This window comes from Roseateles sp. (assembly GCF_047654785.1).
Classification (GTDB): domain Bacteria; phylum Pseudomonadota; class Gammaproteobacteria; order Burkholderiales; family Burkholderiaceae_C; genus Pelomonas.
Window position 1 is genome coordinate 804452 of record NZ_JASGKQ010000001.1, and the last position, 21399, is coordinate 825850.

Here is a 21399-nt window from a genome sequence, read left to right on the forward strand (position 1 = left end):
CCTCGTCAGGCGGCGGCAAGCCGCAGCATTGGCCGCACAAGCCAATGAACAAAACCCAGGGAGGAGCGATGAGGAAGACAAAGACGAGCCGCTTGAGCGGCGCCTTGTGCGTGGCCGCGTATGCGTCCGGCAAAGGCATCTTGAACCAGCAGTCGCCTACGACAAGGATGCTGTCCACATCACTGAGGTGGACGCATGACAAGCGAGAAGAAAACGCGGCGGCGATACAGCGCGACGAAGCGGGCGCTGGTGCTGGCCGAATGCGCAGAGCCAGGCGCATCGGTGGCCCAGGTAGCGCTGGCTCATGGCATCAATGCCAACGTCGTTCATCGCTGGAGGCAGCTCTCTCGCAGCGGCTCGCACGAGGGGCTCGCGGTGACGAGCGAGTTCGTTGCACTGCCGCTTCCCGGCCTGGCTGCACCTGCTGCGGCACCGGTGGACCTTCGCGTCGAGCTCAAACGGGGCGCGGTCACCATCACCGTCACATGGCCTCTGAGCGCTGTAGCGGAGCTCGCTGCCTGGACTCGCGAGCTGCTGCGGTGATTCGCGTTGACGCCGTGTGGCTGGCGGTCGAGCCGCTGGACATGCGAGCTGGAACCGAGACTGCGCTCACCCGCGTGGTCAACGTCTTCGGCGCCGCCAGGCCGCACCACGCCTACCTCTTCGCCAACCGCCGTGCCAACCGCATGAAGGTCCTCGTGCACGACGGCATCGGCGTGTGGCTCGCTGCTCGCAGGCTCAACAGCGGCAAGTTCGTTTGGCCCCGGGATGTCGGCGGGACGCTGACGCTCACGACGGAGCAGCTCAATGCGCTCGTCCTCGGCCTGCCGTGGCAGCGCGTCGGCGACGCCGGCGTCATCACCCTGCTGTAGACAGCAATTGCGGCATCCACGGATGGCGCGGGAGCGCTGTCGTCGGCACGATCAATCCCCGTGATCGCTGCTGACCCCCTCGACACCGCCGAACCTGAGCAACTGCGTCAGATGCTGCGCGCGGCACGCGCCGAGTTGGCCTTCAAGCAGGCCTTCATCGACAAGCTGATCCACGAGAACGCGGTCCTCAAGCGACTGAAGTTTGCGGCGCAGAGCGAGGCCTACACGCCGGAGCAGAAGAGCCTGCTCGACGAGACGTTCGACATGGACCTGGCGGCGGTGGCGCGCGAGATTGAGGACGCCCAGCCCCACAAGCCTGACGGCGAGAAGCGCCAGCCCAAGCGGGCCCCGCTGCCGGCTCACCTGCCGCGCCACGATGTACATCACGAACCGGCCAGCACGACGTGCAAGTGCGGCTGCACGATGAAGCGCATCGGCCAGGACATCAGCGAGAAGCTGGACTACACCCCGGGCGTCTTCACGGTCGAGCGCCACGTCCGGGGCAAGTGGGTCTGCGCGCAGTGCGAGACGTTGATGCAGGCGCCCATGGACCCGCACATCATCGACAAGGGCATCCCCACGACACGGCTGCTCGCTCAGGTGCTGGTGGCCAAGTACCTCGACCACCTCCCGCTGTACCGCCAGGAAGCCATCTTCGAACGCGCTGGCATGGCCATCGCGCGGTCGACCCTCGCGCAGTGGGTCGGCGAATGCGGCGTGCAGCTGCAGCCGCTGGTGGACGCGCTGACAGCGGAGCTGCTGAAGGCCCCGGTGCTGCATGCCGACGAAACACCAGTGCCGATGCTCAGGCCTGGCAAGGGCAAGACTCACCGAGCCTACATGTGGAGCTGGTGCACGACGCAGTTCCACGACGTCAGAGCGGTGGTCTTCAACTTCGCCGAGACCCGCGGTGGTCAGAACGCGCGGGACTTCTTGCAGCTCGGCACGGATACCAGTTGGAAGGGCAGCTTGGTGGTGGACGACTTCAGCGGCTACAAGCAGTGCTTCGACATGGGCGTAACCGAGGTCGGTTGCATGGCCCACGCGCGACGCAAGTTCCACGAGCTCTGGGCCAACCACCAGAGCAAGGTGGGCGAGCAGGCGCTGAAGTTCTTCCAGACGCTGTACGACGTCGAGCGCGACGCTGCAGACCTGAACGCAGACGACCGGCGAGCCCTGCGACTTGAGAGAGCCAAGCCTGTCGCCGATGCGCTCAAACAGTGGCTCGACGAGCACCGGCAGAAGGTGCCGGACGGCTCAGCCACTGCGAAGGCCCTCGACTACAGCCGACGACGCTGGGAAGCGCTAACGCGCTACCTGAACGACGGGCGCCTGCCCATCGACAACAACTGGGTAGAAAACCAGATCAGACCCATCGCTCTGGGCAGGTCCAACTGGCTCTTCGCCGGCAGCCTGCGCGCCGGCAAGCGGGCTGCGGCCGTCATGAGCCTGCTGCACTCGGCACGCATCAATGGGCACGACCCGTATGCGTATCTACGCGACGTGCTCGAGCGCCTGCCACTGCAGCCGGCCAGCCGGATCGACGAGCTCTTGCCGCATCGCTGGACCGTGACGCCAGCACACGGCTGACAGAACTTCCGCCGTCAAGACGGGTTCACCGTCCGCTTACGTGGCCGCGACGCTGGCTGCTTGCGGTGGTGGCGGCAGTGCCGGCACCGCAGCGCCGGAGGCGGCAGCCAAGCCCGTGGCCGTGGGTTTGAGCGGTGTCAAGCTGCCGACGGTCTCGGGCGAGCGCATGATCGGCAACCAATTCGGCGCGGCACTGCCGCAGGCCGACATCGAGGCCGACGTCACGGGAGACCTGGCGACGCTGAGCGGCAAGCAGGTCTACGTGGTCGTCAACGATCCGAACGGCATCTTCAACAATGCGGTGCTGATACCGGACTCATCGACGCATTACAGGCTGAGGCTCTTCTACGAAAGCGCCACGTACGGCGCGACCGATTACGACATGCCCGTGGGCGATTTCAAGTCGTCGGTCCAGGTGTCCGTCTGCCTTGACGCGAAGTGCAACCAGCCTTTCGCGGGTACACCCATCCTGATGCCCTACAGCTACAAGGTGGAACCGGGGTTGAGAGTGCAGGGCTTTGGTCCGGGTCTTGCGCCGTATGCGCTGAGCGGTACGCCTGCCACGGCCGTGGTCAAGGACTTGCCAGTGACGCTGCCGCCGCGGACGACCCACTGGCACATCGAGGACAACGGCGGCAACGGCGGCGTCAAGTTCACCGCCGTGGGGCCCTCCACGCTGCGCATCGAGGGCCAGGCCGTGGCTGCGGGGAGCTACTACGGCAACTTCATCCTCCGCGCTACCGGAACGACGTCCAGCGGCGCGGCCGCCGAGTTCCTGACCTCGGGGGCGGTGGCCTACGAGGTCAAGTAGCCGTCCGTGCGCTGCGCGCCTGCTCGCGGCGCATGAACAGGTAAAGGCTCTCGACCTTCGCGCGCGCCCATGGCGTCTTGCGCAGGAACTTCAGGCTCGACGCCACGCTGGGATCGATGCGAAAGCATTTGATCTCGATGCGCCGGCCCAGTTCGGCCCAGCCGAAATGCTCGACCAGCGCGGTCACGATGGCCTCGAGCGTGAGGCCGTGCAGGGGATCGTTGTGGCCGTTCATTCGTGGGTGAACTGGTCCGAGTTCCGGCCCTTGAACTGCGCGTAATAGCGCTTGATCTCGGCCATGTCGGCCTCCACGTCGCCGGTGGGCGTGAACAGCGGCCCGAGGCCTGCCAGCTTGCGTGGGTAGTCCATGTAGGCCATGACGATGGGCAACTGGGCCGTCACGGCGATCCAGTAGAAGCCCGTCTTCCAGTAGATGGTCTTGCTGCGCGTGCCCTCGGGCGGCACGATGAGCTGCACCGGGCCGTCCGCCGCCCGCAGCGCCTCGGCGGACGCGGCGACGAGGTTGGTGGACTTGCTGCGGTCCACCGGGATGCCGCCCAGCCAGCGCATCAGGCCGCCGAACGGGAAGCGGAAGATCGAGGCCTTGCCCATCCAGTAGGGCGTCAGCCGCAGCGCGAAGGCGGCGAACAGCGTGTTCGGCAGGTCCCAGTTGCTGGTGTGCGGCGCGGCGATGAAGACGCTCTTGCGCGCCTCGGCCGGCAGCGTGCCCTGCACGGTCCAGCCGGCCAGCCGGAGCCACGCGAGCGAGAACCGGCGCAGCAGCGTGCTGACGACGGGGGTGGTGAAGATGGTGCGGTGCATGGGCGGGGATTCTCCCGTGCGGCGGCGCTGCCTCAATCTGAGGCAGCGCAAGAAAAGCCATACGGCGCCAGCCACTTGCGGCGCCCGCCCGCAGGCTGTTCACGGGCTTGTCCACAGGCGCTGTGGATTCATCCTCGCCGGGAACGGCGTCTCAGGCCGGCCGCAGCGTCAGGTCACTGCGCGGCTCGGCCACGCAGGGCAGGATGAGGCCCTCGGCCTTCTCCTCGGCCGACAGCCCCGGCCATGGGATGCGGTGCTCGATGCGGCCGTCCACGAGGCGGGCGATGCAGCTGCGGCAGCTGCCGTTGCGGCACGACCAGGGCAGCGCGACCCCGGCGGCCAGGCCGGCCAGCAACAGGGGCTGGTCGGCGGCGCAGTCGAAAATGGCCCCCTGCGGCTCGACCCGCACCTTGAACTTCTCCAATGACATCGCCCGATCTTGCCAGCCCCGCCGTCCGCTACCTCGCGGGCTACCCGCCCGAACTGGTCGCGCAGGCCGACGCGCTGCGCGGCGAAGGCCGGCTGGCCGGCTACCTGGAACGCCGCCTGCCCGAGCGCCATGAGGTGCGCAGCGACGCGGCCCTGTTCGACTACGTGAACGAGCTGAAGACCCGCCACCTGCGCAACGCCGGCCCGCTGAACTTCGTCGGCTACGACGCGAAGCTGCGCGTGCTGCAGCACGCGCTCGGCACACACACCCGCCGCACGCAGGTGCAGGGCGCGCGGCTGAAGATGCGCCGCGAGATCCGCATCGTCAGCCTGTTCCGCGACGCGCCCGCCGCGCTGCTGCGCATGATCGTCGTCCACGAGCTGGCCCACCTGCGCGAGCTGGACCACGGCAAGGCCTTCTACGCGCTGTGCCGGCACATGGAGCCGGACTACTTCCAGCTGGAGTTCGACCTGCGGCTCTACCTGATGCACCTGGAGGCGCGCCCATGATCCTGCTCGCGCCCATGGAGGGCCTGCTGGACCACAACCTGCGCGACGTGCTGACCCGCATCGGCGGCGTGGACCGCTGCGTGTCCGAGTTCATCCGCGTGACCGACCAGCTGCTGCCCAGCCGCGTGTTCACGCGCATCGTGCCGGAGCTGAAGCACGGCGGACGCACGGCGGCCGGCGTGCCGGTGCATCCGCAGCTGCTGGGCTCGGACGTGGCCTGCCTGGCCGAGAACGCCGCGCGCCTGGCCGAGCTGAAGCCCGAGGGCATCGACCTGAACTTCGGCTGCCCGGCCAAATGCGTGAACCGCCACCGCGGCGGCGCCGTGCTGCTGGACGAGCCGGAGCTGATCCACGCCATCGTCGCCGCGGTGCGCCGCGCGGTGCCGGCCGAGGTGAGGGTGTCGGCCAAGATGCGCCTGGGCTACCTGGACGACAGCCGCACGCTGGACGTGGCCCGCGCCATCCATGCGGCCGGCGCGCAGGAGATCGTCGTCCACGCCCGCACCAAGGCCGACGGCTACAAGCCGCCCGCGTACTGGGAGCGCATCGCCGCCGTGCGCGAGGCGGTGCCGGCCACCGTCATCGCCAACGGCGAGATCTGGACCGTCGAGCACGCCGCGCTGGCCCGCGCGCGCAGCGGCTGCGAGCACCTGATGCTGGGCCGCGGCATGGTGGCCGACCCTGGCCTCGCGCTGCGCGTGGCCGGCCTGCGTGGCGAGCGCCTGCCCTGGGGCCAGTTGCTGCCGCTGATGCGGCTGTTCTTCGACCAGGTGCGCGCCACCGTCGCGCCGCGCCACCAGGGCGGGCGGCTCAAGCAGTGGCTGCACTACCTGAAGCGCGCCTACCCGGAGGCCGAGGCGGCGTATGCGGAGCTGCGCATCGTCAACGCGGCCGATGAACTGGCGCGGCGGTTGTTCGCGTGAGTTTTCGGGCCGAGCGCCGGGCCGCCCCAAGCCGGCCCGTCTGGCGAAGGGCTGCGGCACTGCCGCAGCGCGGCCTGCCAGACCGGGCGAGAGGCGTCATTCCGGCTGCTTGGTGACGCGCAGATAGGGCTTCAGCGTCTTCCAGCCGGCCGGGAACAGCGTCTTCGCGTCCTCGTCGGAGACGGCCGGCGTGATGATGACGTCGTCGCCCGGCCGCCAGTTCACCGGCGTGGCGACCTTGTGCTTCGCGGTGAGCTGCATCGAGTCCAGCACGCGCAGGATCTCGTCGAAGTTGCGGCCCGTCGTCATCGGGTAGGTCAGCATCAGCTTGATCTTCTTGTCCGGGCCGATGATGAAGACCGAGCGCACCGTCGCGTTCGTCGCCGCCGTGCGGCCGTCGCACGAGCCCGCCTCGTCGGCCGGCAGCATGTTGTAGAGCTTGGCGACGTTCAGGTCGTGGTCGCCGATCATCGGGTACTTGGGCAGGTGGCCCTGCGTCTCCTCGATGTCGGCGGCCCAGCGGTGGTGCTGGTCCACCGGGTCCACCGACAGGCCGATCAGCTTGGCGCCGCGCTTCGTGAACTCGGGCTCGATGCGGGCCATGTAGCCCAGCTCCGTCGTGCAGACCGGCGTGAAGTCCTTGGGGTGCGAGAACAGGATGGCCCACTGCTCGCCGATCCAGTCGTGGAAGCGGATCTCGCCTTGCGTGGTCTGGGCGGTGAAGTCGGGGGCGATGTCGTTGATGCGCAGGGACATGGGGCTCTCCATGGCGTGAAAGGGGAGCGCGAATGATAGGAAGGGTGCAAATGCCGGGGGCGCATGAGCTTGCTCGCGCCGCGTCCGAGCGCCGCGCCGGCCGCTAGCATGCGGCGATGAAAACCGCCCTGACCCTGCTGCTCAGCGCCTGCGCCACAAGCGCCGCCCTGGCCCAGCCGCCCGCGCCGCCGTCTCTCGAACGCATCACCGCCGACCCGCCGCTGGCCGGCCGCCTGCCGAGCCAGGCCGAGGTGTCGCCCGACGGGCGCTGGGTGAGCTTCCTGCGCCCGTCGGCGGCGGACAGCGAGGTGCTGGAGCTGTGGGCGCAGCCGGTGGGCGCCGACGGCCAGGGCGGCGAGCCGCGCCGGCTCGTCGCCGCGGCCGACCTGCTGGGCGGCGCCGAGCAGAAGCTCAGCGAGGCCGAGAAGATGGCGCAGGAGCGGCGGCGCATCAGCCAGCGCGGCATCACCGGCTACCAGTGGTGCGGCAGCGACGACGGCGCGCTGCTGTTCCCGCTGTCGGGCGATCTGTACCTGGTGCGGCTCACCGCGCGCGGCCCGCAGGCCCGCAAGCTGCTGCTGCCGGCCGGCGCGCCGCGGCTGGAGCCGCGCTGCGCGCCCGACGGCAAGAGCCTGGCCTATGTGCAGAACGGCAACCTGTTCGTGCTGCCGCTGGCGGCCGGCGCCACGCCGCAGCAGCTGACGGCGGACGGCAGCGCCACCGTCAGTTGGGGCCTGGCCGAGTTCATCGCCGCCGAGGAGCTGTCGCGCCAGCACGGCTACTGGTGGCGCCGGGACGGCGGGGCGCTGCTGGCGCTGCGCGTCGATGAGTCCGGCGTGGCGGTGAAGACGCGCGCGCAAATCTTCGCCGACCGCACCACGCTGACCGAGCAGCGCTACCCCGCCGCGGGCGAGGCCAACGCACGGGTCACCGCCTTCGTCGTCGACACCGCCACCGGCGAGCGTCGCGCGCTGCCGCTGCCGGACGAGGCCGCCTACATCGCCCGCGCCGGCTGGTTCGGCGACGGCACGCCGTGGCTGCAGTGGTTCACGCGCGACCAGACGCGGCTGACGCTGACCGAGTTCAAGGCCGGCGCCGGACCCGCCTTCGCGGCGCGCGACATCACCGTCGAAACCGATTCGGCCTGGGTCGAGGCGCATGACGACCTGATCGAGACGCCGCGCGGCCTGCTCTGGTCCAGCGAGGCCTCGGGCCGCCGCCAACTGCTGCTGCTGGACCGCGCCAGCGGCGCCCGCACGCCGCTGACGCAGATGCCCGAGCCGGTGGGCCATGCCGTCTGCGCCAGCGCGCAGCACGCCGTCTTCACCGCCGCGGGCGACCGCGGCAAGGCGCAGGAGCTGTACAGCGTGCCGCTGGCCGGCGGCGGCGCGCAGCCGCTGTCCGGCGCGGCCGAGCGCCAGTGGCGCGACGCCACGGCCGACCGCGCCTGCGCCCGCCTGCTCGTCACCCGCTCCGCGTGGGGCGAGCCGCCGCGGCTGGAGCTGCGCACGCCGGGGCAGGACGGCGCCGTCCCGCTGGCCGGCGACCCGCCCGACCCGGCGCTGCGCCGCTACGCCAACACGCCGCAGCCGCTGGACCTGACCGCCGCCGACGGCCGCACCGCGCTGAACGCCTTCTACTTCGCCGCCCAGGACGGCCGCGCCGGCCCGCACCCCGTCATCGTGCTGGCCTACGGCGGCCCGGGCGCGGCCACCGTCAGCTGGGCCTGGGGGGCCAACATGCCGCTCATCGCCTACTGGCAGCAGCGCGGCTACGGCGTGCTGATGCTGGACACCCGCGGCATGCAGCACCGCGACCGCGACTTCACGCGCGCGCACTGGCGCGGCTTCGGCCGGGTCGAGGTGGCCGACCTGTTCGCCGCGGTGCGCCAGCTGCCCGGCCGGGTGCCGGACGTGGACGCCGCGCGCATCGGCTTCTACGGCTGGAGCTACGGCGGCTACCTGGGCGCGCGCGCCGTGATGGACGCCGCCAGCCCCTTCGCCGCCGCCGTGGCCGTGGCGCCGGTGACCGACTGGACGCTCTACGACACCGCCTACACGGAGCGCTACCTCGGCCTGCCCTACCCGGCGGGCCCGGGCGGCAGGTTGGCGCCCGCCTACGCCAGCGCCAACCTGCCGGCCCGCGCCGCGCTGCTGAACCGGCCGCTGCTGCTGGTACACGGCACGGCGGACGACAACGTGCTGTTCGAACACACGCTGCGCCTGGTGGAGGCGCTGCAGAACGCCGGCCGGCGCTTCGACCTGCAGATCTACCCCGGCAAGGCCCACGGCATCGCCGGCCGCGCGGCACGCCTGCACCTGTACCGGACGATGGACGCGTTCTTCGACCAGCACCTGCGGCCGGCCCAGGCCCGCTGAAATGCGCGGCTGGGTCCTTCGGCGTTCAGCCGGCGCAGGAGCCACCTAGCCTTTGAGGTCGCCCAGCGCGCCCGAACTGCGGGCCGAGCGCCGGGCCGCTCCCAAGCCGGCCCGCAGGCGATGTGCGAGCGGGGCAGCCCCCGCGAGCATCGCCGCCCCCTCGGGGGCTGAGCCCGGACACAGCGCGCCCGGTGGGCGCGGTGTGCCTGGCGAAAGGCTGCGGCACTGCCGCAGCGCGGCCTGCAAGCCCGGGCGAGGGGCTCATTTTTGTCGTGCCATGTAGTTGCTGTGCACCTGGTCGCGCTCGCGCTGCAGGCGCGCCTCGCGGGTTTCCCAGGCGCCGCAGCTGAAGACCGAGCCGCCGAACAGCCAGCCCCGCAGGCTGGAGCCGTCCACCGCGCGGGCGCTGCCACTGGTGCAGACCATGGACGCCTGGGAGTTGCTGGCGTCGGTCAGCGCCTCCTGCTCCAGCATCGAGCGCGACATCAGCACCGTCAGCGGCATGCCCGCCGCGAGCAGCAGGCCGCCGATGACGACACCCCGGGCCCAGCCCGGCAGCCGCTGCGGCGGTGCCGCGGCCGGCTGCGGCGCAGGCGGGCGGGCAGGGACGCCCTTGGCGGTGGCGGCGGTGGTGGCCGCCTGCCCCTGGCGCGCCGGGCTGCCGCCCTGCAGCACGCGGGCCTGCGCCGGGGCCGGCGGGCTGGCGGGGCGGGACGGGGTGGCGGGCGGCATGTAGGCGGGCGGAGCGGGCGGCTGGCGCGGATGCTAGGGAGCCGGCCCGCGTGCGATGTGACCAATTGCAAGCCCCGGCCGCGCGCCGCCGCGAAGCGCGCAGGAAGTCACAGCCCGGACAATCGCCGGCATGACCGACATCGCCTTTTCGACACAGCCGCTCAGCCCCGCCATGCTGGCCAACCTCGCCCAACTGGGCTATGTGCGCATGACCCCCATCCAGGCCGCCAGCCTGCCGCTCGCGCTGGCCGGGCGCGACGTCATCGGCGAGGCGCAGACCGGCTCCGGCAAGACGGCCGCCTTCTCGCTCGCGCTGCTGCACCGGCTGCGCGCCGACCTCGCCGCCGTGCAGGCGCTGGTGCTGGCGCCGACGCGCGAGCTGGCCGAGCAGGTCACGCAGGAAATCCGCCGCCTGGCCCGCGCGGCCGACAACGTCAAGGTGCTCAGCCTGTGCGGCGGTAGCCCGTTCAAGCCGCAGGCCGAGAGCCTGGGCCACGGCGCCCACGTGGTCGTCGGCACGCCGGGCCGGCTCCTCGACCACCTGGAGCGCGGCACGCTGGACCTGGCCGCGCTGAACACCCTGGTGCTGGACGAGGCCGACCGCATGCTGGACATGGGCTTCATTGACGACATCCAGGCCATCGCCCGGCGCGCGCCGGCCCGGCGCCAGACGCTGCTGTTCTCGGCCACCTTCCCGGACGGCGTGCAGGACATCGCGCGCAAGTTCATGCGCGACCCGCAGACGGTGAAGGTGGCCGGCGCCACCCGCGCCGCCGCGTCCACCATCCGCCAGATCGCTTACGAGGTGGGCGAGGACCAGCGCCTGGACGCCGTGCCGCGGCTGCTGCGCGCGTTCCGGCCCGAATCGACGCTGGCCTTCTGCAACACCAAGCAGCAATGCCGCGACCTGCAGGCCGTGCTGGCCGCGCAGGGGCTCGTCGCGCTGGCGCTGCACGGCGACCTGGAGCAGCGCGAGCGCGACCAGGTGCTGATCCAGTTCGCCAACCGCAGCGTCTCGGTGCTCGTCGCCACCGACGTGGCCGCGCGCGGGCTGGACATCGCCAACCTGGCCTGCGTCATCAACGTGGACATCAGCGCCGATGTGGAGCAGCACGTCCACCGCATCGGCCGCACCGGCCGCGCGGGCGCGCCGGGGCTGGCGCTGAGCCTGGCCAGCCTGGACGAGATGGGCCGCATCGGCCGCATCGAGCAGCTGCAGGGCGAGCCGTTCACCTGGGCGCCGCTGGACGGCCTGCAGGACGCCCCCGGCGGCCCGCTGCTGCCGGCGATGGACACGCTGCAGATCCTCGGCGGCCGCAAGGAAAAGATCCGCCCCGGCGACATCCTCGGCGCGCTGACCGGCGAGGCCGGCTTCGCGGCCGCGCAGATCGGCAAGATCAACGTGACCGACTTCCACAGCTACGTGGCGGTGGAGTGGGGGATTGCCCGGGAGGCGGTGCGGCGGCTGTCGGCGGGCAAGCTCAAGGGCCGCAAGGTGAAGGTGCGGCGGGTGGGGGATTTGGAATGACGGTCGATGGCCGCTTCAGGCTGGAAGCGGTCCTTCGCTAGACCAATTGCGCCAGCGATGAAGCCTGAAACCGTACCTCTTACGGCAGCGGGATACCCAGCGCTTGAGCCAAGGCCTTCACGGCTTCGTACGCAGGCTGAACGTTCGCGATGGTTTCCACTGCGGCGCCAATCGCGCCCAGCCAGCCAAGCAGCCGCGTCGTGTCTGGACGTTCGCGCTGCAACTCCTCGACGGCGCTGTCGATGTTGTCGACAAATTCTCGGCGCGCTTCCAGAGGCATATCTTGGGAGGCCTCCAGCGCGTCGCGCAGGGCAGCAAGAGCGCCCTGCAGTTCGGACGAATCGCCTTGAACCCACTGCTGCTGAACGTTGGCCGTCGCTCCTGGCCCAGTCTGCACGGCTCCAATCGTTCCGCTGTTGTTGATTGTGTTGTTGAACGTGTTGATGACCGTCACAGGAACCTCCGTCGTCAGCCGTCGTGGTTGTTTGCCCGGAACGTTTCGCTGCTCCCACAGTTGACGAGCCGGCACGTTGGCGACCGTAGCTTGACCGCACGCGTAGGCATGTTCCAGTCCGATCGGGCGGATGTCCTGGAGCCCATATCGTTGCAGGTGCCGCATATAGGCCCCCTCTAGTCCGTCGCGGGCATTAGCGAGCGCGACGGTCCCCCACTCGCGCAGTTGCTCAGAGACACCTTCGTCCAAAGGACAGTCGAAGTCCCGGTGCACCTTCTTCAAGATCTCCGCGATGGTGCCGGCCCGCTGCGCCAAGTCCTCCTTGTAGAGCGTTGACAGGCGCGCAGCGTAGCCCGATCCGTTTGGTCGCTGCCCACGTGCACGTTCAGCTTGCTCGAAATCGCGCTGCCGGCGCGAGAGGTTTGACCACGCGTCCGCTGACTGAGCAGCCCATAGGGAATCAAAATAGGCCTTGGCCGTCTCTGGCAGCACAGCTACCCTTCCTTCCACAGGCTCGCATACGCCTGCATCGCACATCATGGTGCCATAGTGTTGCGCGGGCTTGCCGGCCAATGACCGCCACCGCTGCAGAGCAGTCATCGGCTGCTTGCGCATCACTTCGCGAAACCGTCCTTCAACCCCGTGATCTTGTTGAACACCGGCCTGTCCGCACGGTGGTCCACGCGGTCCGTCACGAAATAGCCATGCCGCTCGAACTGCCAGCGCTGGTCCGCGGCGGCGCCGGCCAGTGACGGCTCGACGAAGCCCTGCACGACGCGCAGCGAGTTCGGGTTGACGAATTCCAGGAAGTCGCGGCCGCCGGCGTCGGGCTGGGGCTCGGTGAACAGGCGTTCGTACAGGCGCACCTCGGCCGCAACGGCCTCGTGCGCGCCCACCCAGCCGATGGTGCCCTTGACCTTCACCGCGTCCGCGCCCGGCGTGCCGCTCTTGGTGTCGGGGATGACCGTCGCCAGCACGGCGGTGACATGGCCGTCGGCGTCCTTCTCGGCGCCGGTGCATTCGACGATGACGCCGGCCTTCAGCCGCACCTTGTTGCCCGGGTTGAGGCTGCCGTCAGGCTGCCGCCGTGGCGGGTACAGCCGGAAGTAGCCCTTGACCGGTGTTTCCATGAAGTCCTCGGCCTCGATCCACAGCTCGGGGCCGAGCGAGAACCTGCGAACCCCCAGTTCCGGCTTGTGCGGGTGGGCGGCGGTCTCGCAGGGTTCGCGGTGCCCGATGCTGCCGAACACCTCGGCGTAGTTCGTCAGCTTGAGCTTGAGCGGCTGCAGCACTGCGAACGCGCGCGGCGCCTGCGGTTCCAGGTCGGCGCGCAGCGCCTGGTCGAGCACGGTGTCGTCGATCCAGGCGTTCTGCTTGCTCGCGCCGGTGGCCTCGACCATCGCGCGGAGGCTCGCGGGCGTGAAGCCGCGGCGGCGCAGGCCGACGAGGGTGGGCATGCGCGGGTCGTCCCAGCCGCTGACGTGGCCTTCCTCGACCAGTTGGCGCAGCTTGCGCTTGCTGGTGACGACGTGGTTCAGGTTCAACCGCCCGAACTCGATCTGCTGCGGCAGCGGCCGGGCCAGCAGGCCGAGGTCGGCGAGGTGTTCGAGCAGCCAGTCGTAGAAGGGCCGCTGGTCCTCGAACTCCAGCGTGCAGATGCTGTGCGTGATGCGCTCCAGCGCGTCCTCGATCGGGTGCGCATAGGTGTACATCGGGTAGATGCACCACTTGTTGCCGGTCGCGTGGTGCTCGGCGTGCTTGATGCGGTAGAGCGTCGGGTCGCGCAGGTTGATGTTGGGCGAGGCCATGTCGATCTTGGCGCGCAGCACCATCGCGCCGTCGGCATGCCGGCCGTCGCGCATCTCGCGGAAGCGCGCCAGGTTCTCGGCCGGCGTGCGGCTGCGGAAGGGGCTGTCCACGCCCGGGCGGCCGAAGTCGCCGCGGTTGGCGCGCATCTCGTCGGCGCTTTGCTCATCGACGTAGGCGTGGCCGGCGTTGATCAGCGCCTCGGCGGCGGCGTACATGAAGTCGAAGTAGCTGCTGGCCTCGAACAGCTTGTCGCCCCAGCTCCAGCCCAGCCACTGCACCATCTCCTTGATCGCTTCGACGTACTCCAGTTCCTCCTTCTCGGGGTTGGTGTCGTCGAAGCGCAGGTGGCATTCGCCGCCGAAGTCGCGCGCCAGGCCGAAGTTCAGGCAGATGCTCTTGGCGTGGCCGATGTGCAGGTAGCCGTTGGGCTCGGGCGGGAAGCGGGTGCGGATGCGCGCTTCGTCCAGCGGGCCGGCGGCATGGTGGGCGGCGTCGCCCGGGGTGCCGGCGAAGTGGCGGCCGGCAAAGGCGCCGGTCTCGAGGTCTTGCTCGATGCGCTGGCGCAGGAAGTTCGTCGCGGGGGCGGCAGCGGGGGCGGTTGGGCTCATCGTCGGCTCTGGAAATGGGAGCGGGCCGCCGTCGTCGGGGAGGGCGGCCCGTGGTGGCGGGATTCTAAGAGCGTGTTGACGATCTCCTGAGTAGCAGAGCCAGAAACGCCAAATGGACGAACTGCAAGCTGGTGTTGAGCCAACGCTCGCAGTTCTTCCACAGTCTGCGGTTTTTCTCCAACCAGGCAAAGCTGCGCTCGACAACCCAGCGCTTGGGCATGACCTTGAAGGTGTGCAACTCGCTTCGCTTGGCGATCTGCACCGTCACGTGCTCACCCAGGATGTCCTTGACGCCTTGCGCGAAGGGCTGGCCTGTGTAGCCGCTGTCCGTCAGCACGCTTTGCACCCGTCCCAGCGACGGCTTGCAGCGCTTGAATGCCGCCAGCGCTCCTTTGCGGTCCGTCACTTCGGCCGTCGTGATCGCCACGGCATGGGGAAGCCCCTGGGTGTCCACCGCAATGTGGCGCTTGATCCCCGAGACCTTCTTGCCTGCGTCATAGCCCTTGAACCCCGCCGTGTCCGTGTTCTTCACGCTCTGCGCGTCCACGATCAAGAACGCGCTGCAGGCGTTGCGCCCCTGTCTCTCGCGGGCCGCGCCAACCTGATTTTTTTAAAGCCTGCTCCAGCACGCTCACTCCGTGCTGGTCAGGCTCGCTCCATTTGCGCCAGTACGCATAGACGCTGGGCCACTTCGGGAACTGCGGCGGCAGATAGCGCCATTGGCAACCCGTGTGCAGCAGGTACAGCACTGCGCAGAACACCTCGTACAGATCGACCTTGATCGGCTTGGTGCTGCGCCGAACGCTGCGCAGCAGCGGCTCGATCTCGGCAAACTTCTCTCGACTGATGTCGCTTGGGTACGGCTTCCTCTTCACCCAACAATTGTCGGAGGAAATGAGATCGTAAACACGCTCTAAGAGCGTGTTGACGATCTCCTGAGTAGCAGAGCCAGAAACGCCAAATGGACGAACTGCAAGCTGGTGTTGAGCCAACGCTCGCAGTTCTTCCACAGTCTGCGGTTTTTCTCCAACCAGGCAAAGCTGCGCTCGACAACCCAGCGCTTGGGCATGACCTTGAAGGTGTGCAACTCGCTTCGCTTGGCGATCTGCACCGTCACGTGCTCACCCAGGATGTCCTTGACGCCTTGCGCGAAGGGCTGGCCTGTGTAGCCGCTGTCCGTCAGCACGCTTTGCACCCGTCCCAGCGACGGCTTGCAGCGCTTGAATGCCGCCAGCGCTCCTTTGCGGTCCGTCACTTCGGCCGTCGTGATCGCCACGGCATGGGGAAGCCCCTGGGTGTCCACCGCAATGTGGCGCTTGATCCCCGAGACCTTCTTGCCTGCGTCATAGCCCTTGAACCCCGCCGTGTCCGTGTTCTTCACGCTCTGCGCGTCCACGATCAAGAACGCGCTGCAGGCGTTGCGCCCCTGTCTCTCGCGGGCCGCGCCAACCTGATTTTTTTAAAGCCTGCTCCAGCACGCTCACTCCGTGCTGGTCAGGCTCGCTCCATTTGCGCCAGTACGCATAGACGCTGGGCCACTTCGGGAACTGCGGCGGCAGATAGCGCCATTGGCAACCCGTGTGCAGCAGGTACAGCACTGCGCAGAACACCTCGTACAGATCGACCTTGATCGGCTTGGTGCTGCGCCGAACGCTGCGCAGCAGCGGCTCGATCTCGGCAAACTTCTCTCGACTGATGTCGCTTGGGTACGGCTTCCTCTTCACCCAACAATTGTCGGAGGAAATGAGATCGTAAACACGCTCTAAGGAGGCCGCCCGCTACAGCGCCTTGAAGCGGGCCGCGTGGACGCGGCTGGCCGTCAGCCGCTCCGGCCGCTGGCGCAGCTGCAGCAGCACCGTGCCGTTGTCCTGCCGCAGCGCGCGGGCCACGGCGTCGATGTGGACGACGGTGCCGCGGTGCACCTGCCAGAAGCGCGCCGGGTCCAGCTGCGGCAGCAGCTCGCGCAGCGACACGCGCACCCAGTACTCGCGGGTGGCCGTCACGGCGCGCACGTATTTGTCGGCGGCCTCCAGGTAGACGAGCTCGTCCACCGGCACCAGCTCCACGGCATCGCCCACGGCCGCCTGCAGGTGGCGCAGCCGCGGCGCGGGCGCGACGGCCTGGGCCAGCAGCTGGCGCAGCGAGTCCAGCGTGGCGTCCGCCGCGGCCGGCGCGGGCCGGGCCAGCCGCGCCTGCAGCCGGGCGACGCTCTGCGCCAGCCGCGCGGCGGTGACGGGTTTGAGCAGGTAGTCCGCCGCGGCCGCGTCGAAGGCCTGCAGCGCGTACTGGTCATAGGCCGTCACGAAGACGAACAGGGGCAGGGCGCCGGCCTCGTCCGGCCAGTCCTCGGTGATGGCCTGGGCGGCCTCCAGGCCGGTCAGGCCGGGCATGCGGATGTCGAGGAAGCAGACCTGCGGCCGGTGCTGCAGCGCCAGCGCCACGGCCGCCGTGCCGCTGCCGGCCACGGCGGCGATGCGCAGGCCGGGCCAGGCGGCGGCCAGCTGGGCGCGCAGGTCGTCGGCCAGCAGGGGCTCGTCTTCGGCGATCAGGGCGGTGGGGGGCGTCATGCGGGGATCTCGATGCGGGCGACGCTGCCGCCCGCGGGGCGCGGCTGGAGGTCGAGGCGGGCGGCGTCGCCGTAGTGCTGGGCCAGGCGCTCGCGCACCTGGGCGAGGCCGAAGCCGGTGCCGACGGGGGCGTGGCCGCCGGCCGGCGCCAGGCCGGCGCCGCTGTCGGCCACCGCCAGCACCAGCCGGCCGGCGTGGCGCGCCGCCGTCACCTGCAGCTCGCCGCCGTCCACATGCGGCTCCAGCCCGTGCTTGATGGCGTTCTCCACCAGCGGCTGCAGCAGCAGCGGCGGGATGGCGATGCCGCCCAGCGTCGCCGGCAGGTGCAGCGTCACGCGCAGCCGCCCGCCCATGCGCAGCTGCATCAGCGCGAGGTAGTCGGACAGGCGCGCGAACTCGTCCGCCAGCGGGTGCTCGGTGGCCCGGCTGGCCTGCAGCGTGGCGCGCAGGTAGTCGATCAGGCGGTCCAGCATCTGCTGCGCCTCGTCGGGCCGCAGCTTGATCAGCACGCGCAGGTGGGCCAGCGTGTTGAACAGCATGTGCGGCTCCAGCTGGCTCTGCAGCAGCGCGAGGCGCGCCTCGGCGGCCTGGCGCTGCGCCTCGGCTTGGGCCAGCCGCGCGGCGTTCAGCCGGAAGGCCGCGAAGAAGAACATCGACGCCAGCAGCGACACCAGCAGCGTGAGGCCCATCGACACCGACACGCGCCGGTCGGACAGCTGCCACGGCGGCAGCGAGCGGTGGCCGGTGATCAGGTCGGCCAGCGCCTGGCCGCCCGCGTAGCCGGCCGCCGAGCCGAGCAGGATGCAGGGCAGCATCCCGCCCCAGCCCATCCAGGCGCTGGGCGGCGCGCCGGCCGGGCCGCGCCAGCGGCGCAGCAGCCGCTCCAGCGCGTGGTGCAGCAGCGAGATGTAGGCCGAGATCTGCGTGCCGATCAGGAAGGCATACAGCAGGCTGGTGCCGAGCTGGCCGCCCCGGATCAGCGCGTTCAGCAGGCCCACGACGAGGCAGATGGCGGCGGTGCCGACGATCTGCGTGCGCCATTCGCCGGCCGGGGGGCGCAGGGGGCTCAGGAGGTTCACGGATGCACCCCTCGGCCTTTGCCCGGTCCCGCCACGCGGGAGCGGGTGTGCTTGGGGTGGCCCGGCGCGGCGTTCATGGGGCCAGCATGATGCCCGGCGCCGGCCCGGGCCAGCGGCCGGCGACGGACGGGCGCATGGCGGCGCCGCCGGCGTTCACACCTGCTCAGTGGCCGCCGGCCGCGATCTTGAACACGCCTACCACCTCGTTCATGCGCTGCGCCTGGCCGCGCAGGCTGTCCGCGGCGGCGGCGGCCTGCTCCACCAGCGCGGCGTTCTGCTGCGTCACGCGGTCCAGCTGCGTCACCGCCTCGCTGACCTGGCCGATGCCGCTGGTCTGCTCCTGCGTGGCGGAGCCGATCTCGGCGATCAGGTCGGCCACGCGCCGCACCTGGGTCACGATCTCGGTCATCGTCGCGCCGGCCTCGCCGACCAGGCGCGAGCCGGTGTCCACGTCGTCCACGCTCTGGCCGATCAGCGCCTTGATCTCGCGCGCGGCCTGGGCGCTGCGCTGGGCCAGCGCCCGCACCTCGCCGGCCACGACGGCGAAGCCGCGCCCCTGCTCGCCGGCCCGCGCCGCCTCCACCGCGGCGTTCAGCGCCAGGATGTTGGTCTGGAAGGCGATGCCGTCGATGGTGCCGATGATGTCGGCGATCCTGCGCGAGTTGCCGCTGATGTCGCTCATCGTCGCGATGACGCGCCGCACCACCTCGCCGCCGCGCACCGCCACGCCGCTGGCGGACTGGGCCAGCTGCGTGGCCGTCTGCGCGGTGTCCGCGTTCTGGCGCACGGTGGCGTTCATCTGCTCCATGGACGCGGCGGTCTCCTCCAGGTTGGCGGCCTGCTGCTCGGTGCGCTGCGACAGGTCGGCGTTGCCGCTGGCGATCTCGCCCGCGCCGGTGAGGATGGCGTCCGCCCCGCCGCGCACCTGGCCGACGAGGGTGACCAGGCCGTCGTTCATGCGGCCCAGCGCCGCCAGCAGCGAGGCGATCTCGTCGCGGCCCTCGGCGGCGATGGCGGTGGTGAGGTCGCCGCCGGCCACCGCCTGCGCGACGCCGACGGCGCGCCGCACCGGCTCGGTGATGGAGCGTGTGATCAGCCAGGCCAGCGCCGCGCCCAGCAGCACCGCCACGGCGGTCAGCACGGCCGTGCCGATCACGGCGGTGGCGCGCGTGGCCTGGCCGCGCTGGTACTCGGCGGCCGCCTCGTCCACCTGCAGCTTGACGAGCTGGTCGGCCAGCTCGCGGGTCCGGGTGGCCAGCGGCTGCGTCTTCTCCTCGTAGATCTGCAGCGCGGTGCTCATGCCGCCGGTGGACAGCGCGGCGGCCACCGGCAGCAGGCCGTCGTCGACATAGGCCTTGCGCACGGCGATGAAGCGCCCGGCCAGCGCCCGCTCCTCGTCGGTGAGCCTGCTGGCCAGGTAGCCGTCCAGCAGCTGCTGGCCGCGCTTGAGGTTGGCGTCCAGCTCGTCGCTGCGCCGCTTGATCTCGTCGAAGCCCGGCGCGCGCAGCATCTCGACGATGACGAGCCGGTTGCGCGTGGACAGGTTGTTCAGCTCGCCCAGCTGGGCGAGCGGCACGGTGCGGTCCCGGTAGACCGCCTCCAGCCCGTCGGCCACGCGGTAGATGCCGTACACGCCGACGGCGGCCACGGCCAGCATCAGCGCCAGCACCGCCGCGAAGGCGAGGCCCAGCCGGTGGCCGATGCGCAGCTGTTTCAGGGCGTTCATGCTGTCTCCTCGTCTGGCGCTTCCCTGTCGGAGCGCCGCGAGTCTGCATGAACGGTTTCGCGCCGTCGACGGGTCAGCGCCGCCGCGAGCCCCCGCCGCCGAGGATGCTGCCCAATACGCCACGAATGATCTCGCGGCCGAACGCCGAACCCATGCTGCGCACGGCGGACTGGGCCGCTTTTTCGGCCAGTCCCGGGTGGCGCCCGCCGCGCGGGCCGGTGGTGCCGAACAGCACGTCCTTCAGCCCGTCCAGCAGGCCGCCGTCCGCGGGCGCCGGTGCCGGCGCGGCCGGGCCGCCCTTGAACACGCCGCCGGCCTCGGCCGCCAGCCCGCCGCCGCCCGCCGGCGCGGCGGCGGCCCGGCCGGTCAGCTTCTCGTAGGCGGACTCGCGGTCCAGCGGCTGGTCGTAGACGCCGGCCACCAGCGAGTTGGCCATCAGCGCCTGGCGCTGCGCCGGCGTGATCGGGCCGATCTGGCTGCCCGGCGGCAGCACGAACACGCGCTCCGTGACGCTGGGCCGGCCCTTCTCGTCGAGCAGGCTGACCAGCGCCTCGCCGACGGCCAGCTCGGTGATCGCCGTGGCGATGTCCAGCCCCGGCTTGGCGCGCATCGTGTCGGCGGCGCTCTTGACCGCCTTCTGGTCGCGCGGCGTGAAGGCGCGCAGCGCGTGCTGCACGCGGTTGCCCAGCTGGCCGAGCACGGTGTCGGGGATGTCCAGCGGGTTCTGCGTGACGAAATACACGCCCACGCCCTTGGAGCGCACCAGCCGCACCACCAGCTCGATGCGCTCGACCAGCGCGTCCGGCGCGTCCTTGAACAGCAGGTGGGCCTCGTCGAAGAAGAACACCAGCTTGGGCTTGTCGAGGTCGCCCACCTCGGGCAGCGTCTCGAACAGCTCGCTCAGCATCCACAGCAAAAAGGTCGCGTACAGTCGCGGCGCGTTCATCAGCTTGTCGGCGGCCAGCACGTTGATGACGCCGAGGCCGGTCCGCAGCGCTGGGCCGCTCCCGAGCGCGGACGCGTCCCCTTGGGGGGCTGGAGCCGCAGGCGACGTGGGGGCCTCGTCCATCGTCTGCATGAAGTCGGCGATGTTCAGCATCGGCTCGCCGAAGAACTTGTCGCCGCCCTGGGCCTCGATCTGCAGCAGGCCGCGCTGGATGGCGCCGATGCTCGCGGCCGAGACGTTGCCGTATTGGGTCGTGAACTGGCTGGCGTTGTCGCCCACGTGCTGCAGCATCGCGCGCAGGTCCTTCAGGTCCAGCAGCAGCAGGCCGTGGTCGTCGGCGATCTTGAACACCATCTGCAGCACGCCGGCCTGGGTCTCGTTGAGCGCCAGCATGCGGGCCAGCAGCAGCGGGCCCATGTCGGAGACGGTGGCGCGCACCGGGTGGCCCTGTTCGCCGAACACGTCCCACAGCGTGGTGGGGCAGGCCAGCTTCTCGGGGGGGGCGATGCCGCGGTCCTTCAGCGTGGCCAGCAGCTTCTCGCCGGGGTTGCCGGGCTGGCTGATGCCGGTCAGGTCGCCCTTCACGTCGGCCATGAAGACCGGCACGCCGAGCTGGCTGAAGCTCTCGGCCAGCTTCTGCAGCGTGATGGTCTTGCCGGTGCCGGTGGCGCCGGTGACGAGGCCGTGGCGGTTGGCCAGCGCGGGCAGCAGCAGGCATTCGGTGTCGCCGTGGCGGGCGAGCAGGATGGGATCGGCCATGTCAGCGGGTCCTTGGTTCAGCGGAGCGTGTCGAGCGCGGGAGTCTATGGGCTGGACGGCCGCAGCCGCCGTGCGGAAATGCGCCGTCCCAGGCCGTGGC

General features: G+C 70.4%; 21 protein-coding genes. 8 read left to right on the top strand and 13 right to left on the bottom strand.

Annotation, left to right across the window (positions count from 1 at the left end):
* Positions 1–195: 195 nt before the first annotated feature.
* From QM788_RS03795 to QM788_RS03810, 4 genes are all read left to right on the top strand, one after another.
* Positions 196–543, top strand: coding sequence for a transposase (locus QM788_RS03795; RefSeq protein WP_415660125.1), 348 nt, complete (start codon positions 196–198; stop codon positions 541–543).
* On the top strand, positions 486–872 hold the full coding sequence (gene tnpB, locus QM788_RS03800; protein WP_415660126.1) for an IS66 family insertion sequence element accessory protein TnpB: 387 nt from the start codon (positions 486–488) through the stop codon (positions 870–872). Before QM788_RS03795 ends, tnpB begins: the two co-directional genes overlap by 58 nt.
* 111 nt (positions 873–983) lie before the next feature.
* Positions 984–2462: an IS66 family transposase gene (tnpC, locus tag QM788_RS03805; RefSeq protein WP_415660317.1), complete on the top strand. Its 1479-nt coding sequence runs from the start codon at positions 984–986 to the stop codon at positions 2460–2462.
* Positions 2463–2502: 40 nt separating this feature from the next.
* Complete coding sequence (locus tag QM788_RS03810) at positions 2503–3273, top strand: hypothetical protein (RefSeq protein WP_415660127.1); 771 nt, start codon at positions 2503–2505, stop codon at positions 3271–3273.
* On the opposite strand, the gene QM788_RS03815 is transcribed toward QM788_RS03810, so the two are convergent.
* The 3 genes from QM788_RS03815 to QM788_RS03825 all read right to left on the bottom strand — a co-directional run bounded on the left by QM788_RS03815 (position 3266) and on the right by QM788_RS03825 (position 4525).
* Positions 3266–3508: a VF530 family DNA-binding protein gene (locus tag QM788_RS03815; RefSeq protein WP_415660128.1), complete on the bottom strand. Its 243-nt coding sequence runs from the start codon at positions 3506–3508 to the stop codon at positions 3266–3268. The genes QM788_RS03810 and QM788_RS03815 overlap by 8 nt on opposite strands.
* Positions 3505–4095: a 1-acyl-sn-glycerol-3-phosphate acyltransferase gene (locus QM788_RS03820; RefSeq protein WP_415660129.1), complete on the bottom strand. Its 591-nt coding sequence runs from the start codon at positions 4093–4095 to the stop codon at positions 3505–3507. The genes QM788_RS03815 and QM788_RS03820 overlap by 4 nt, the downstream gene beginning before the upstream one ends.
* A 151-nt stretch (positions 4096–4246) precedes the next feature.
* A complete protein-coding gene (locus tag QM788_RS03825; protein WP_415660130.1) occupies positions 4247–4525 on the bottom strand; it encodes a 2Fe-2S iron-sulfur cluster-binding protein in 279 nt (92 codons plus the stop codon).
* Here QM788_RS03825 and QM788_RS03830 point away from each other — a divergent pair.
* Positions 4519–5034, top strand: a complete 516-nt coding sequence (locus QM788_RS03830; protein WP_415660131.1) for a M48 family metallopeptidase — start codon at positions 4519–4521, stop codon at positions 5032–5034. The genes QM788_RS03825 and QM788_RS03830 overlap by 7 nt on opposite strands.
* Complete coding sequence (locus tag QM788_RS03835; RefSeq protein ID WP_415660132.1) at positions 5031–5957, top strand: tRNA dihydrouridine synthase; 927 nt, start codon at positions 5031–5033, stop codon at positions 5955–5957. Before QM788_RS03830 ends, QM788_RS03835 begins: the two co-directional genes overlap by 4 nt.
* A 96-nt stretch (positions 5958–6053) precedes the next feature.
* On the opposite strand, the gene QM788_RS03840 is transcribed toward QM788_RS03835, so the two are convergent.
* Positions 6054–6713, bottom strand: coding sequence for a peroxiredoxin (locus QM788_RS03840; protein WP_415660133.1), 660 nt, complete (start codon positions 6711–6713; stop codon positions 6054–6056).
* Between the two features lie 116 nt (positions 6714–6829).
* On the opposite strand from QM788_RS03840, the gene QM788_RS03845 reads away from it, so the two are divergent.
* Positions 6830–9091 (top strand): DPP IV N-terminal domain-containing protein, encoded by a 2262-nt coding sequence (locus tag QM788_RS03845; RefSeq protein ID WP_415660134.1) that lies wholly within the window; start codon positions 6830–6832, stop codon positions 9089–9091.
* 261 nt (positions 9092–9352) lie between these two features.
* Here the strand turns inward: QM788_RS03845 and QM788_RS03850 are convergent, their stop codons facing one another.
* Entirely contained in the window at positions 9353–9823 is a 471-nt protein-coding gene (locus QM788_RS03850) for a hypothetical protein (RefSeq protein ID WP_415660135.1), read from the bottom strand.
* A 130-nt stretch (positions 9824–9953) separates the two neighbouring features.
* Between QM788_RS03850 and dbpA the strand changes: the two genes are divergently transcribed.
* Positions 9954–11351: an ATP-dependent RNA helicase DbpA gene (gene dbpA / locus QM788_RS03855; protein WP_415660136.1), complete on the top strand. Its 1398-nt coding sequence runs from the start codon at positions 9954–9956 to the stop codon at positions 11349–11351.
* A 79-nt stretch (positions 11352–11430) separates the two neighbouring features.
* Here dbpA and QM788_RS03860 read toward each other — a convergent pair whose 3' ends face one another.
* From QM788_RS03860 to QM788_RS03895, 8 genes are all read right to left on the bottom strand, one after another.
* Entirely contained in the window at positions 11431–12420 is a 990-nt protein-coding gene (locus tag QM788_RS03860; RefSeq protein WP_415660137.1) for a hypothetical protein, read from the bottom strand.
* Complete coding sequence (locus QM788_RS03865; RefSeq protein WP_415660138.1) at positions 12420–14222, bottom strand: glutamine--tRNA ligase/YqeY domain fusion protein; 1803 nt, start codon at positions 14220–14222, stop codon at positions 12420–12422. Before QM788_RS03865 ends, QM788_RS03860 begins: the two co-directional genes overlap by 1 nt.
* Before the next feature lie 64 nt (positions 14223–14286).
* Positions 14287–15097, bottom strand: a protein-coding gene (locus QM788_RS03870; RefSeq protein WP_415659828.1) for an IS5 family transposase whose coding sequence is annotated in 2 segments (ribosomal slippage) — positions 14287–14832 and positions 14834–15097 — 810 coding nt in all. Because the reading frame shifts where the segments join, the coding sequence is not laid out codon by codon here.
* A gap of 38 nt (positions 15098–15135) precedes the next feature.
* A protein-coding gene (locus QM788_RS03875) for an IS5 family transposase (protein ID WP_415659828.1) occupies positions 15136–15946 on the bottom strand; the annotation gives its coding sequence in 2 pieces (ribosomal slippage) (positions 15136–15681 and positions 15683–15946; 810 coding nt in all).
* A 54-nt stretch (positions 15947–16000) separates the two neighbouring features.
* Complete coding sequence (locus tag QM788_RS03880; protein ID WP_415660139.1) at positions 16001–16789, bottom strand: LytR/AlgR family response regulator transcription factor; 789 nt, start codon at positions 16787–16789, stop codon at positions 16001–16003.
* Positions 16786–17868, bottom strand: coding sequence for a sensor histidine kinase (locus tag QM788_RS03885; RefSeq protein ID WP_415660140.1), 1083 nt, complete (start codon positions 17866–17868; stop codon positions 16786–16788). Before QM788_RS03885 ends, QM788_RS03880 begins: the two co-directional genes overlap by 4 nt.
* Before the next feature lie 163 nt (positions 17869–18031).
* Positions 18032–19594, bottom strand: a complete 1563-nt coding sequence (locus tag QM788_RS03890; protein ID WP_415660141.1) for a methyl-accepting chemotaxis protein — start codon at positions 19592–19594, stop codon at positions 18032–18034.
* Between the two features lie 73 nt (positions 19595–19667).
* Positions 19668–21299: a helicase HerA-like domain-containing protein gene (locus QM788_RS03895; protein WP_415660142.1), complete on the bottom strand. Its 1632-nt coding sequence runs from the start codon at positions 21297–21299 to the stop codon at positions 19668–19670.
* Between the last annotated feature and the right edge of the window lie 100 nt (positions 21300–21399).

What these genes read in the sequence shown, in the direction of transcription:
- QM788_RS03840 (WP_415660133.1), bottom strand. Translation starts at nt 6,713, where the DNA reads ATGTCCCTGCGCATCAACGACATCGCCCCCGACTTCACCGCCCAGACC.
- QM788_RS03850 (WP_415660135.1), bottom strand. Translation starts at nt 9,823, where the DNA reads ATGCCGCCCGCCACCCCGTCCCGCCCCGCCAGCCCGCCGGCCCCGGCG.
- tnpC (WP_415660317.1), top strand. Translation starts at nt 984, where the DNA reads ATGCTGCGCGCGGCACGCGCCGAGTTGGCCTTCAAGCAGGCCTTCATC.
- QM788_RS03830 (WP_415660131.1), top strand. Translation starts at nt 4,519, where the DNA reads ATGACATCGCCCGATCTTGCCAGCCCCGCCGTCCGCTACCTCGCGGGC.
- QM788_RS03795 (WP_415660125.1), top strand. Translation starts at nt 196, where the DNA reads ATGACAAGCGAGAAGAAAACGCGGCGGCGATACAGCGCGACGAAGCGG.
- QM788_RS03890 (WP_415660141.1), bottom strand. Translation starts at nt 19,594, where the DNA reads ATGAACGCCCTGAAACAGCTGCGCATCGGCCACCGGCTGGGCCTCGCC.
- QM788_RS03880 (WP_415660139.1), bottom strand. Translation starts at nt 16,789, where the DNA reads ATGACGCCCCCCACCGCCCTGATCGCCGAAGACGAGCCCCTGCTGGCC.
- QM788_RS03820 (WP_415660129.1), bottom strand. Translation starts at nt 4,095, where the DNA reads ATGCACCGCACCATCTTCACCACCCCCGTCGTCAGCACGCTGCTGCGC.
- QM788_RS03860 (WP_415660137.1), bottom strand. Translation starts at nt 12,420, where the DNA reads ATGCGCAAGCAGCCGATGACTGCTCTGCAGCGGTGGCGGTCATTGGCC.
- QM788_RS03825 (WP_415660130.1), bottom strand. Translation starts at nt 4,525, where the DNA reads ATGTCATTGGAGAAGTTCAAGGTGCGGGTCGAGCCGCAGGGGGCCATT.
- QM788_RS03835 (WP_415660132.1), top strand. Translation starts at nt 5,031, where the DNA reads ATGATCCTGCTCGCGCCCATGGAGGGCCTGCTGGACCACAACCTGCGC.
- QM788_RS03815 (WP_415660128.1), bottom strand. Translation starts at nt 3,508, where the DNA reads ATGAACGGCCACAACGATCCCCTGCACGGCCTCACGCTCGAGGCCATC.
- QM788_RS03865 (WP_415660138.1), bottom strand. Translation starts at nt 14,222, where the DNA reads ATGAGCCCAACCGCCCCCGCTGCCGCCCCCGCGACGAACTTCCTGCGC.
- dbpA (WP_415660136.1), top strand. Translation starts at nt 9,954, where the DNA reads ATGACCGACATCGCCTTTTCGACACAGCCGCTCAGCCCCGCCATGCTG.
- QM788_RS03845 (WP_415660134.1), top strand. Translation starts at nt 6,830, where the DNA reads ATGAAAACCGCCCTGACCCTGCTGCTCAGCGCCTGCGCCACAAGCGCC.
- QM788_RS03895 (WP_415660142.1), bottom strand. Translation starts at nt 21,299, where the DNA reads ATGGCCGATCCCATCCTGCTCGCCCGCCACGGCGACACCGAATGCCTG.
- tnpB (WP_415660126.1), top strand. Translation starts at nt 486, where the DNA reads ATGGCCTCTGAGCGCTGTAGCGGAGCTCGCTGCCTGGACTCGCGAGCT.